This is a genomic window from Shewanella sp. MEBiC00475, from assembly GCF_005234075.1.
Classification (GTDB): Bacteria; Pseudomonadota; Gammaproteobacteria; order Enterobacterales; family Shewanellaceae; genus Shewanella; species Shewanella polaris.
Window position 1 is genome coordinate 746271 of record NZ_CP039928.1, and the last position, 12907, is coordinate 759177.

The 12907-nt window shown below is 40.2% G+C and carries 12 protein-coding genes; 4 read left to right on the plus strand and 8 right to left on the minus strand.

What is annotated here, in order from left to right; genetic code table 11:
• Positions 1-9: 9 nt before the first annotated feature.
• The gene (locus FCN25_RS03280) at positions 10-408 is read left to right on the plus strand and encodes a DUF3192 domain-containing protein (protein WP_137221921.1); all 399 of its coding nucleotides are present in this window, start codon (positions 10-12) and stop codon (positions 406-408) included.
• Between the two features lie 104 nt (positions 409-512).
• Here the strand turns inward: FCN25_RS03280 and FCN25_RS03285 are convergent, their stop codons facing one another.
• Positions 513-3374 (minus strand): prolyl oligopeptidase family serine peptidase, encoded by a 2862-nt coding sequence (locus FCN25_RS03285; RefSeq protein ID WP_137221923.1) that lies wholly within the window; start codon positions 3372-3374, stop codon positions 513-515.
• 413 nt (positions 3375-3787) lie between these two features.
• Between FCN25_RS03285 and FCN25_RS03290 the strand changes: the two genes are divergently transcribed.
• The gene (locus tag FCN25_RS03290; protein ID WP_137221925.1) at positions 3788-4798 is read left to right on the plus strand and encodes an isocitrate dehydrogenase; all 1011 of its coding nucleotides are present in this window, start codon (positions 3788-3790) and stop codon (positions 4796-4798) included.
• Between the two features lie 96 nt (positions 4799-4894).
• Here FCN25_RS03290 and rlmM read toward each other — a convergent pair whose 3' ends face one another.
• From rlmM to FCN25_RS03310, 4 genes are all read right to left on the minus strand, one after another.
• Positions 4895-5983, minus strand: coding sequence for a 23S rRNA (cytidine(2498)-2'-O)-methyltransferase RlmM (rlmM, locus tag FCN25_RS03295; RefSeq protein WP_137221927.1), 1089 nt, complete (start codon positions 5981-5983; stop codon positions 4895-4897).
• A gap of 96 nt (positions 5984-6079) precedes the next feature.
• Positions 6080-6460 (minus strand): DUF423 domain-containing protein, encoded by a 381-nt coding sequence (locus FCN25_RS03300; protein WP_137221929.1) that lies wholly within the window; start codon positions 6458-6460, stop codon positions 6080-6082.
• Between the two features lie 119 nt (positions 6461-6579).
• Entirely contained in the window at positions 6580-7263 is a 684-nt protein-coding gene (locus FCN25_RS03305; RefSeq protein WP_175405921.1) for an alpha/beta family hydrolase, read from the minus strand.
• A gap of 7 nt (positions 7264-7270) precedes the next feature.
• A complete protein-coding gene (locus FCN25_RS03310) occupies positions 7271-8182 on the minus strand; it encodes a transcriptional regulator GcvA (protein ID WP_137221933.1) in 912 nt (303 codons plus the stop codon).
• A gap of 178 nt (positions 8183-8360) precedes the next feature.
• On the opposite strand from FCN25_RS03310, the gene FCN25_RS03315 reads away from it, so the two are divergent.
• Positions 8361-8585: a hypothetical protein gene (locus FCN25_RS03315; protein ID WP_137221935.1), complete on the plus strand. Its 225-nt coding sequence runs from the start codon at positions 8361-8363 to the stop codon at positions 8583-8585.
• A gap of 187 nt (positions 8586-8772) precedes the next feature.
• Here the strand turns inward: FCN25_RS03315 and thiI are convergent, their stop codons facing one another.
• From thiI to pomA, 3 genes are all read right to left on the minus strand, one after another.
• Positions 8773-10227 carry a tRNA uracil 4-sulfurtransferase ThiI gene (gene thiI, locus FCN25_RS03320; protein WP_137221936.1) on the minus strand — a complete coding sequence of 485 codons (1455 nt, stop codon included), beginning with the start codon at positions 10225-10227 and terminating at the stop codon, positions 8773-8775.
• A 368-nt stretch (positions 10228-10595) separates the two neighbouring features.
• Positions 10596-11522, minus strand: coding sequence for a flagellar motor protein MotB (locus FCN25_RS03325; RefSeq protein WP_137221938.1), 927 nt, complete (start codon positions 11520-11522; stop codon positions 10596-10598).
• A gap of 3 nt (positions 11523-11525) precedes the next feature.
• Entirely contained in the window at positions 11526-12293 is a 768-nt protein-coding gene (gene pomA, locus FCN25_RS03330; RefSeq protein WP_137221940.1) for a flagellar motor protein PomA, read from the minus strand.
• A 339-nt stretch (positions 12294-12632) separates the two neighbouring features.
• On the opposite strand from pomA, the gene xseB reads away from it, so the two are divergent.
• On the plus strand, positions 12633-12869 hold the full coding sequence (gene xseB / locus FCN25_RS03335) for an exodeoxyribonuclease VII small subunit (RefSeq protein WP_137221942.1): 237 nt from the start codon (positions 12633-12635) through the stop codon (positions 12867-12869).
• The last annotated feature ends 38 nt before the right edge of the window (positions 12870-12907 follow it).

Genomic DNA, 12907 nt, shown 5'->3' on the forward strand with positions numbered 1-12907 from the left:
ATCCAAATTATGAACGCTAAAGTGACTTATATTATCGGTGGAATATTCACAGCTTATTTACTGTTTGTTGCCGTAGTCATTTTTGTATATGAACCCCAGCCAGAAGACCGGGCTTGGGATGACCGTCAAGCATTTAATTTGCAAAAAATGAGTGAAATCAGTTTTGGGCAAAACCTTGATGAGATACGAACATTATTAGGCAGTGCTGATTTTGTCGAAGCCAAAACCGGCATTGATGGCCAATACCAAGTAATGTATTACCGAACTCACCATATGAAATCTGACGGAGAAACGACTAAAGAAGAATGCACGCCATTATTATTTAGGGATAATCTACTGATTGCATGGGGACAAGACACACAAGAACAATACTTTGCCGTGCCAATAACCAATCAAGCCCCGCAATAGATCGGTTTCCACACCCTGTTCATCAACATAAAAACGCCCTAACAATATCTGTATAGGGCATGAAAATTCAATGTAAACTAGTACTTATAAAATAACAATCAGCTTTAATCTGCTTTTTTATATTCCCGATAAGCTTCACCTTGGCGTAACCAATCAGGGGCTGGCGCACCTTTTAAATAATGGTCAAAGTACTGTTTCATCTTAATACTGTAATCAAGTTTGTTAGGGTACTTTTTCAAATGATGCGGTTCATCTTCATATTGCAAAAACACCACGTCTTTACCTGCACGACGCATCGCAAGATATAACTCAACACCTTGCTCCCAAGGTACAGCATCATCTTTATCACCAAACATGATCATCATTGGGGTTTGAATACGATCAACATAAAATATAGGCGAGTTTTCAATATACTTTTGTGGGGCTTTAAACAAACTTTCGCCAATGCGGCTTTGGCCTGTTTCATATTGAAACTGCCTTGCTAAACCCGAGCCATGACGAATACCACTGTATGCACTGGTCATATTCGACACTGGAGCCCCCGTAACAACCGCTTTAAAGATATTAGTTTGTGTCACAGCATAAGCACTTTGATAGCCTGCCCAAGAATGGCCTTGAATACCAATTGCGTTAGGATCGCTCACGCCCATCTCTATTAGCTTTTGCACACCTGCGGTCAATGCTTTTACTGATGAAATGCCAGGATAACCGATCTCAAAGCGGATATCTGGCAGAAAAATAGCGTAGCCATTGTCAGCGTACCAAGCAAAGTTAGGCCTATGATTGAGTTTCATATCAGGAAATGCATGTAATCTATCGCTCATAAAGCGATAAAAATACACTAAAGTTGGATACTGTTTGCCAGCTTGATAATTCGCGGGCTTAATGAGTACCCCATCCATTTTGATACCATCACCATCACGCCAATGCACTAATTCCGCATTGCCCCATTTAAATGGCTTACGTTGTTTATCTAGGGTTGTAAGCTGTACAGCTTTCTGTGGCGAAGTATTATCCGCAATATACAAGTCTGGATACAAATCATAGCGCTGTTTTGAAAACACCACAGTCGCAGCTTTATCCGCTCGAGCAAGCAAGGTTAATTTGCTGTTACTCTCGGTTAACCTGTTCACGTCTGCTACACCAATTTTGACGCTGAAAAAACCATCTGCTTTTGATAGATGATTATAGCCTTGCAATAACACTGTTTCAGCATTATTCACTACCGCGGGTAACGGCTTATCTTGGACTAAACCAACTATTCTAAATTGAGTTTTTTGTTTTCGCCCCTCCCCGTTAGTCAGCATAAAACCTTGCTTCGATGCACTATTAAACTGCCATACATCGTATTTATCATATACCGTTATTGCACTCCCATCGGCTAACCAAGGACCAAAACCGTATCCAGGCGCTTCACTTGGGTAATCATGATCTTCATTAGCAAAGGGGGTGGAAATATTCGCGGTTAAATTAATCTTACGCTGGGAAGCAACATCATAAAGGTAAACATTACCTTGCTGATAATAAGCTAAATATTTAGCCTGCGGCGATAGCGTCGGCATTTCACCACTAGGTTGCTGAGTTAATACCGGGATTTTATTACCGTTGCTTACATCAACCAAATACACATCACGATAGAAACCTGCCCAGGTGATCATTTTTTGATATGGCACATCTGAACTAGCCAATAGAAAACGAGTTTGTTCACCGTAAGTGACATCTGGCACCATTTGATCGGCTAATTGGACTAACGTATTTGAATCTAGGTGTAAAACCGCTAAATAAGTGCGTTTTAATTCTTGCTCATATTCTTTAACTTCTTGAGGCTTAATTTTGGCGTCATCGCCATGCCAAATGCGTAACTGCTTTTTCGCCGTAATAATCTCTGGATTAAAGACATCATTTGGGTTTTGGTAATCAGCAAGTTCAGCTTGTTGTTCTACTTTTGGCACTCGACCGACAAATAAACGCTGACCATCTTTTGAAAACTGCAGGCTTGAGTATTGGTTATATGTCCAACCTTCTGACTGAGCAAATTGTTGTTGTTTATTCTGCTGCACATCTATAAGTAACATATTGTACTCACGACCATAGCGTATAGCACTCGCAGTGCCTTTTGTCACGGCAACATATTGGCCATCGTCACTAATTGCTAATGCTTCAATATGTTCATCTGTACTTGTATAAAGTTGGTGCTGTGTTTGGTTATCCAGCGTGATTAACACAACCTGGTGCAGCTTACTCTCGCCTTGATTAACCGCAGCAACAAAATAATTACCTGTTTTATCAAAAACAAATCGTGTTACATCAGACAACTGAGTTTGCTGTTCTGTAGCTAGGTTTATTAAGCGAATATCCGCGCCTTTATCAGCCTTTTCAATCTCTGGGGGCTCACTATCAGCTTTTGCATTGTTAGTATTTTTCGTTTCTGAAGCTGTTGACTTTAACGCTATAGGCTCTGAAGTAGTTGGTTCTGGAATTTTTGATTCAGTATTTGCCAACTCAGACTCAGCAGGCTCTGGTTTATTAGCTTCAAACTTCACGACTAAAAAATGACCGTCATCGCTAAATGAAGCTGAATTGACCTTGTCAAATTGTTGCTGTTTTCCATTTTCGGTATTGAGCAACACAATTTGATGAGGTAAATCGTCCTTCTTTTTGGTTTCTCGATCAAATAAAGTTGCTTCAATTGTAGCCAACACAAATTTACCATCAGCACTGACGTTAACATCGGTGCCATTGATAATTTCATATTGCTTGCGATTATCACTAAAACGAATTAATGCACGACTATCTCCCCTATCTGGAGTAGCCTGTACCGCAATCACTTTGCCATTATCCGAAATAACTGGCTGTTGTAAGGTTTCAAAATGCATTATGTCATCAAGAGACAGTGCACGTTCCGGAGCCGCATGGGCACTAAATGACAGGCAAATTGCCAATGGAATTAAATTGAATAATTTCACAGTTTTCCTCTAATGGTTGCCGTAATGGATTATCTGTAATTTTAACTAGGTAATAATAAGCTTAACGTGCCAGCAGTAGACTTAACACACTACACTCGACCAAAGTCGTCTATATAAAAAATGCTCACCGCATAAGCTAATGCTCGCCAATAGCATATTGAACTGCCGATAAATTTTCAGCCTTAAGATATGTTACAAGTAAACAACTTGTAACAAAGGCTCATAGTAAAACAATCGGAATAGATTTGACTTAAAAATAACGGAAAAAATGTGATAATACTCACTATTTTCTGTAAATAAACGTTAAAAGTGGTTAAAATACGCCGCAGAAATCGACGATTTCTATCGTCACTTGGCCGTGTTATGTATGCGGTCTAACAATTGCAGTAACCACAACCGTGGAAGGACTATTCATGTCAAAACGTACAATAACCGTGATCCCTGGTGATGGGATTGGACCAAGCATTATCGATTCAGCATTAAAAATCCTCGACAAAGCAGGATGTGATTTTGAATATGAATTTGCAGATGCTGGGTTAACGGCGTTAGAAAAGCACGGTGAACTCATACCCCAGCGTACTTTAGACCTTATCGAAAAAAATCGTATAACGCTTAAAGGTCCGTTAACTACACCTGTCGGTGAAGGTTTTACGTCTATCAATGTCAGCTTACGTAAAAAGTTTGCATTATATGCTAACGTGCGCCCGGTGATTTCATTTAAGGGAACCCAAGCGCGCTATGAAAACATCGATATTATTACCGTGCGTGAAAATACCGAAGGTATGTATTCAGGCTTAGGTCAAAAAATCTCTGATGATGGCCAAACAGCAGAAGCGACCAGTATTATTACTCGTCATGGCGCAGAACAAATCACCACATTTGCTTACGAGCTAGCCCGTAAAGAAAACCGCAAAAAAGTGACTATCGTTCACAAAGCTAACATCATGAAATCAACTTCGGGTTTATTTTTGAAAGTTGCTCGCGAAGTAAGCTTACGTTACCCAGATATCACCACAGAAGAAATGATCGTTGATGCCACGTGTATGAAACTGGTTATGAACCCTGAAAACTTTGATGTAATTGTGACCACTAACCTATTTGGTGACATTTTATCTGACTTATGTGCAGGTCTAGTGGGCGGTTTAGGTATGGCACCAGGCGCAAACATTGGTCGCGATGCGGCTATTTTTGAAGCCGTACACGGCAGTGCACCCGATATTGCAGGTAAAAATCTAGCCAATCCAACTTCTGTTATTTTAGCGTCGATTCAAATGCTGGAATACTTAGGCATGTCAGATAAAGCTGAGATGATCCGCAGTGCAGTAGCAGCGGTTATTGAAGAAGGTGACCGTACCACCCGCGATTTAGGCGGCACTCACGGCACAACCGACTTTACGCAAGCGGTACTTGACCGTTTAGGATAATGCTTATTTTTTAAAATAAGCAATTAACTAAAAAAGCCCCTCATGCATTGCATAAGGGGCTTTTTATTAATGTAGCTTTAGTTTCACAATAACGGTTTATGCGTAGCTAACGCCCTTTTCAGGGAAAATCCATAAATGCACAGTCACTTCATCGCGATCGTGATAAAGGTGCTTACACTGCATTTTAAAATCAATTTCATTTTCAGTTAAAATGGTCGCCATGGTTTGTAAAATCGTGCTGACTTCTTTATAGCGGCTCTTCATCGGTAATTTAAGGTTAAAAATAGCTTCTTTAAACCAACCATTAATCGCCCATGCTTCCATCAATTCTGCAACTCGAGCTGGCTTTTCAACCATGTCACACACTAACCAATAAATATTTTTACGTGGTGGTTCGAAACGGAAACCATCTGCACGAAAATGCTTCACTTGGCCCGTTTCCATCAATTTTGGATCCATAGGGCCGTTATCAATGGCTGCAACCATCATCCCACGGCGAACTAATTGGTAAGTCCAACCACCAGGGCAAGCACCTAAATCTACCGCGTTAAGACCACTACGGCAGCGAGTTTCTTGCTCTTCTTTAGTTAAGAATGCACCAAAGGCTTCATCGAGTTTCAGGCTTGAGCGACTAGGAGCATCGGCTGCCATTCTTAAACGAGGGATCCCCATAAAATGAGGAGAGCTATTATGGTTTAATGAATATCCGGCATACGCTTTACCCGGCCCAATAAAGCACACATGAATAATCGGTCGACGCGGATTTTCAGCACTCAGCAGCGCACCACTCTTTTTTAGCCCTTGGCGAAGCGGTACAGTCAACTTCCGGCAAAATGCAGATAATTCTTTAGCTTCATTGGTGTCAGGTGTTTCAACACGCAACTCACCACACTTTGACATTTTAGCTAATGAGGCAACGATAGGACCAACACGGTCTTTCTCTGGCAAATCACTCAGCAACTCACCTGCAGCAAACATTTGGCGAGCAAAAATCAATGAACTCAGTTCCAATTCCTTAACTAACGTATCGGCACCATTTTCATCGAAACATTGAAATATCACATAAGCATCGTTGAGATTGGTTTTAACAAAACCATCGACATTTAATTCAGCTGCACGTTGTTGAATTTCTGCCGCACAGTCTTTTTCATAGCCTGAGCGACAAAATAGGAATAGGTTTTTCATTTGGAGCCTTAGCTTAAGGGTATTCGCATAATAGCGAGACAATAATCTCGCTATTATACCCAAAAACACTCACGGTGGGAGAATTTAGCCAAGCCATTATTCTGCTGATTTTGCATGCCAAATAGCTGCCGCAAATAATAACCACCCCACTAAGAAACATAAGCCGCCTATTGGTGTAATTGGACCAATCCATTTAGCCCCCGTAAAGGCATAAAGATATAACGAACCAGAAAACAATATTATCCCAGCAATGAAGCTATAAGCAGCCCAGTTAATCAGTTTTGACGGGATCCAATGTGCAGCAAATGCCAACGTAATCAGTCCAAATGTATGATAAAACTGATAATCGACCCCTAGTTTAAAAATACTAACCAGCTCTGGTGGCGCAATAGATTTAAGTCCGTGGGCAGCAAAGGCACCAAGCGCTACCGCCATAAAACCACTCAACGCAGCAATTAATAACAAGCCTTTTTTCATCTTACTTAACCTTCTTCATACTGATACTCGACGCATTTTAATAATGATGTGAACCCATTTTCGTGACTTGAGGCACGAGCTTTGATATTGATATGTCGGTAACCATAGTTTAATTAAAACTAGTCTACTCGAGCAATAAACTGGCTGATGTGATCAATTGCAATATTAAGATTACCATCAAGGGTATAACCTGACGATTTTCGCGGTTGTAAACTATGGTCACCATCACCAATCCAACAGACTTCAGCATGTTCACCTAAATCCCATGTAGGCACTTGCTGAAGATTGCCAAACTTATCTCGTTCACCTTGAACAATTAACATCGGGTGAGCATTATGCTGAATGGGCGCAAGTCTTGGCTCTCCACCTTTAAGTGGAATAAACGGATAGCCTAGACACACCACCGCAGCTATTTTATCGATTACAGAGGCAATAAGTGGCTGTTGTAATTGATGATCTGAACTGGTCAATATTGCTGACATACGTCCGCCCATAGACTTACCCATCAGAATTATCCGCTGACAATTGATCAGGCCAAGCGCCATCTTTTGCTGAACATCCATCAATACTTGTTCATAATGTACCAGCAATTTAGGCGCTCGATCAGGCGGACGACGTTTACCATCTTGCATATTGGCTTGCATATACAAAAAATTAAATCGATAAACTTGATAACCTTGTGCGACTAATTTATCTGTCATTGAAACCATATACTCATGGTGCATATTAGCACCAGCCCCATGAGCAAAAATAATCAATGTGTCGCTTATCGGCCCTTGTAATAGATAATCAATAGCTAACATCGGAGCATTATCCGGTGAGCAACTCACTACGAGACTCCTCTGTAAACATATCAACCATCCATTCCCTAAAGGCCGACACTTTACCTATTTCAGAATGACTTTGCTGACACACTAAATAATAAGCATCTTTGCTGACTAATACCTCAGCAAACGGACACACCAATCGCCCTGCTTTGATATCAGGCCTAGCAAGTACGCTATAGCCTAGTGCTACACCTTGACCATGGGCCGCGGCTTGCAACACCAATGAAGAGTGACTAAATATAGGACCTTGATTCACATTGATGTCAGTCACGCCACATTGCCTAAACCAAGCCTGCCAATCTTGGCGGTTGGAATCATGCAGTAAGGTATGGAACTTTAAATCACTCGGTTGGGTTAATGGTTTAGGACCATTGAGTAATAATGGCGAACACACAGGAATAAGCACTTCATTACGAAGTTTATCAGCACGTAATCCAGGCCAATTGCCTTGGCCATAATAAATAGCCACATCGACATCGTCAGTTAATGAATTAGAATCACTGTCTACGGCTTTAATACGTACATCAATATCAGGGTTCTTTTCACTAAACTTTGCTAAACGAGGAACTAACCATTGAATAGCAAAACTAGGGGACATACTCACTGTTAACGAGCCGACAGCGCTTCGAGCCAGTAGACGATTAGTCGCTTCTCCAAGCTCAATAAAAATATCTTTAATGTCTAGAAAATAGCTTTGACCCTCTTCCGTTAACAATAATGATCTATTTTTACGTCTAAATAATTTTAGCCCTAAAAAATCTTCTAATGCTTTAATCTGATGACTCACCGCGGCTTGAGTGACAAATAACTCTTCTGCGGCGCGGGTAAAGCTCAAATGTCGTGCTGCAGCTTCAAATGCTTTGACTGCATTTAAAGGCGGTAATCGTCTAGACATAATGATCAATCTCTCATTTTTTAATTAGTTTTTCTAATGATTATCGGTATTTTTTGTCGTTTGTAAAGAACTCTGTGTTTGGTTAAATTAGCGCCATTGAAAATACAGTTGGACAATCTCTACGACGTAAACGGGATAGTCCGGCAATTGTGATTGATTAGCCTGGAGGCTCACCCTTATGTTCAACCTAAATACCCTTTTTGCTATAGCGCTAACATCCATTCTAGGATTAACAACAGCCCAAGCGACTGAACTAGAACCTATCGATATGGTTGATTTACATGCAGAGTTATCACAAAGCATTGAAGCCATGCAAATCGATATGAATAATGATGTTAATAGTATTTTAATTGCTGACAATGATGAACCACAAGAATCATTAGAAGTGACATCATCAAATTAAGTGATTAAATAAGACATCGATTTACATTCTCAATTTCACTGACCGCAATATCATTGTACCATTAGTAACGTTGAGCAACGCCTAGTAAAAACAATATAGAATGTAGCATAAAAAAACCGCATATAATGCGGTTTTTTTATTTATCATGCTTAGCATCACGGTCATTGGTGACGTTATCACTCACAGCCTAAGGGCGATAAACTTTAACGTTTGTATAACCCTGCTCAACAAGATATAAAGCTTGCAGTTTACTCATCACACCACGGTCACAATATAACAAATACGTTTTAGACTTATCTAAATCTGCAAATTGCGTCGCTAATTTAAAAAATGGAATGGTTTTAATCATTACATTTTCAATCAATAGTGGTTTTCTTTCTTCTTCTTCCGGCGCGCGTACATCAATAATTATTTCGCCAGAAGCGACATCTTTAACCGTTTCGGTTTCGGTTACTTGTTGATTCATTTCAGCCTCAATATCACGAATATTCATCACTACGGCAGCCTCAACTACCCTATCAATTAAATCTTCAGAGAACTTTAACTCTTCCGCTTCAACTTTAGATAATACCGCTTTAACGGTAGGCTTTTGTGAGATCACACCACAATATTCAGGAATCGACTTAGCAAAATCTTCAGTACCAATAATACGACTCTGATTAATAATGTCTTGTTTGTCCATGGCGATAAGCGGACGTAAAATAAGTAAATCTGTGCAGCGATCAATCACATTCAAGTTAGTCAGTGTTTGACTCGATACCTGACCTAGGCTTTCACCTGTTACCAATGCTTGAATACCATACTTGTCTGCAATACGTGTTGCTGCACGCATCATCATACGTTTGAGAATAACACCCATTTGACCATTCTCAATACGCTCAAGGATCTCTTCAACTACAGGCTCAAATGGCACAGACACAAAACGTACTTTGTGTGATTCACCATACTTTTTCCATAAATGGTAAGCGACTTGCTTAACGCCAATCTCGTGCTGAGCTCCACCTAAATTAAAGAAACAGTAATGGGTCCGTGCACCTTTTTTAATAAACTGGAAACTCGATACACCAGAATCAAAACCACCCGAAATAAGCGACAAAACATCTTCTTGTGTCGCCATTGGGAAACCGCCCAAACCTTCAATGCGACGTTCTACCATGTAAAGTTTATCTTGATTGATTTCAAGGTTAACAGTCACATCTGGATTTTTAAGTTTAACGCCTAACGCATCAGTGTGTTGATTTAATCCACCGCCGACATAACGTTCAACTTCAATTGAATTGAAGTCATGATTACCAGAGCGTTTTACCCGGACACAAAAAGTTTTACCGGCAATTTCATCACGGTATTTTGGCAAAGCTTGCTGATAAATATGGTCGATCGAATCAAAACTGTATTCACTCACTTGCACAACATGAGCAATACCTGGAATGCAGGAGAGTCGCTCTGCAAAAACGTCACATAATTCAGGTTTATCGGTCGGTACTTGCACAATTATACGATCATATAAACGTTGTACTTTGGCACCTTCATCTACATTTTTAAGTATATTACGTATATTAGTTTCAAGCATTTTGGTAAAGCGCATTCTTACCGACTTGCTCTTCATCATGATTTCAGGGTACAGCTTTACGATAAACTTCATGGGGCGTCCACAGGTATAAGCATCACAATAGCACTACACTCGTTGTTGCTAGGTAAATAGAGATCGTAATACGTTGATAATAAATTAAAAAAGCAGCAAGGCTCTGTCAACTCGGTTTGCTTACGTTATTAAGAAAAAGCAAAACGTATGCAATAATTCGCGGATTATACCAAAGGATGCCTATTAACCAAACCTATTCACTTTTTTATCTGCTATTTATTATCGACAACGACCTTATTAATCACCTTCAGAGTCAGCACCATAGTCGCTAAAAAAGCCATGTTTATAGTTAAAACAGACTGAAAACAAAAAGGGCAACCTTTATTACATTAAGAAGTTGCCCTTTTGTTTATTTTTAAAACGACCCACTATTCTGTAACGATAATTTCATTCGACTCTTTAGGCTTTCCTTGCTCAATGGATATTTCAACACGGCGATTTCGAGCTTGATTCTCTATAGAATCATTAGGAACCAACGGCCGGTTAGATGCTTCACCAACCACCTTCATACGAGTTTCATCAAAGCCAGAAACTTTTCTTAATTCATGAGCCACAGCCACAGCTCGCTGGCTTGATAACTCCCAGTTAGAACTGTACAACTCATTACTAATATCAGCACCATCGGTATGCCCCGACACAGTAATTATCCCAGGAACATCCTTCAATAACTCGCCAATTGAACGTACAATCGGTTTAAATTTCGGTTGTAAAAAGCCAGAACCTGATGCGAACGAACCTTTTTCACGAATACGAATGATAATTTGCTGACCTAAAGATTCAATTTCAATGGCACCATCAACAATTTCTTCATTGAGCTTTTCAGCCATTTTCTTAACTTGTTCATTAATATTTTCTTGCGAAGATGCTGCATCTTTTTTTACGGCTTCAGCTTCTTGCTGAGCGGTTGCAGCAGCATTACCACCTCGTTGTTCACCACTTTGTTTCTGAGTGCCGCCCGCACTGTCATCCTCACCGGCCTGATATTCTATCGTTGGCTGAGTCATTTCATTAGTTTGTTGATTAATGATCTCAATAGGGGTGGGATCAGGTCGTCCAGGGCGAAACTCAAGCGCAATAACCGATGTTCCCTTAGGAATATCTTTCACTTCAACTTTATTTTGCACCCCGAATGCATACTTCATTGAACCGGCTATCTGTTTAAATTTCATGACGTCCATTTCCGAGAACGCTAAAAGCAACACAAAGAAACACATTAGCAACGACATCAAGTCTGCAAAAGTAGCCAGCCACATGGGTGCACCAGCCGGTGGACAATCACACTTGGCCTTAGCCATGAGTTACTCTCCATCCGTTGTGTCAATTACTCGGAGTTTTTCTGATAGGTAATTCTTCAAGAATCCTTCAATCACCCGTGGATTTTGACCATCTTGAATCGCAAGTACCGCATCCATGATTAAATTACGATTCAGCAATTCTTCATTCATTCGTAATGATAATTTATCCGCCAATGGAATAGCTATCATGTTCGCAATCACGGCACCATAAAGTGTCGTTAATAATGCCACGGCCATGGACGGACCAATAGATTTAGGATCATCCATGTTAGATAGCATCGCCACCAAACCAACCAAAGTACCAATCATACCCATTGCAGGTGCCACATCGCCCATGGCTTTAAAAATACCAACACCTGTTTTGTGGCGTTCTTCCGTTAATGCAATGTCTTTTTCTAATGCGTTACGCACCACATCGCCGTCATGGCCATCAACTAACATATCAACGGCTTTTTGCATGAAAGTGTTGGTAATAACCGCCTCTTCTAAGGCTAAAAAACCGCCTTTACGGGCAGCATCAGCCATGGTGACAGCTTGTTCTATCAAGTCTTCAGGTTTATCTAATTTAAACATGAAGGCTTTCATACCAATCTTTATTGAACCTAAAAATTGCTTTAGGTTAAATTTCATCATCACCACAAATAAAGAGCCTGCTACAACAATCAAAATTGACGGTACATCGATAAATAATCCGATACCACCACTGGTGATCATTGCACCAATAATAAATGCAAAAGCACCGATAATACCTATTAGCGTAGCTAAATCCACAACCTCTCCTCAATCGCAGTCATTACGCTGCTTATTTGTGCTACTTCCATCGTGCTGTTAGCGCACGTTATACGACCCGAATAATCCGACAGCATTTTGTGTAGATAACAATGCCCATCGTTATGTATTAAAGTACCAGTTGCAATACTATTTTACGTTAGCAATATTAAACCATGACTTGTTATCGGACAAACTCCGCTCAAGTTTAGCTTGTTTTTGTACATTCTAAACAAAATTCAATAACAAAGCGTGCTATTGAGCAAATAACCAGCGACTGTATTTGACCGATACGCTGGGCTGATATACCTTGTCACACGCTGAATGAAAGGAATATTAATCGTGGCTAAAAAACCAGAAAACCTCAGTTTTGAACAATCATTAACTGAACTTGAAACCATTGTTGCGCATTTAGAGCAAGGTGAAGTCTCGCTAGATGATGCACTTAAACAATTTGAGCGTGGCATTAAATTAGTGCGACAAAGCCAAGCAAAACTTGAGCAAGCACAGCAAAAAGTCTCTATCTTATTAAGTGAAGATGATGCTGAATTAGCGCCGTTCACTGTTGAAAGTGAATAATCGTCAAATAGTGTGTATTGAATAATAGGGCTTGATAC

Coding starts and splice junctions, on each gene's coding strand:
- rlmM (WP_137221927.1), bottom strand. CDS start 5,983: ATGAAAAACCTATTCCTATTTTGTCGCTCAGGCTATGAAAAAGACTGT.
- FCN25_RS03310 (WP_137221933.1), bottom strand. CDS start 8,182: ATGTCTAGACGATTACCGCCTTTAAATGCAGTCAAAGCATTTGAAGCT.
- FCN25_RS03290 (WP_137221925.1), top strand. CDS start 3,788: ATGTCAAAACGTACAATAACCGTGATCCCTGGTGATGGGATTGGACCA.
- thiI (WP_137221936.1), bottom strand. CDS start 10,227: ATGAAGTTTATCGTAAAGCTGTACCCTGAAATCATGATGAAGAGCAAG.
- FCN25_RS03300 (WP_137221929.1), bottom strand. CDS start 6,460: ATGAAAAAAGGCTTGTTATTAATTGCTGCGTTGAGTGGTTTTATGGCG.
- FCN25_RS03325 (WP_137221938.1), bottom strand. CDS start 11,522: ATGGCTAAGGCCAAGTGTGATTGTCCACCGGCTGGTGCACCCATGTGG.
- FCN25_RS03305 (WP_175405921.1), bottom strand. CDS start 7,263: ATGTTAGCTATTGATTATCTATTACAAGGGCCGATAAGCGACACATTG.
- FCN25_RS03280 (WP_137221921.1), top strand. CDS start 10: ATGAACGCTAAAGTGACTTATATTATCGGTGGAATATTCACAGCTTAT.
- FCN25_RS03315 (WP_137221935.1), top strand. CDS start 8,361: ATGTTCAACCTAAATACCCTTTTTGCTATAGCGCTAACATCCATTCTA.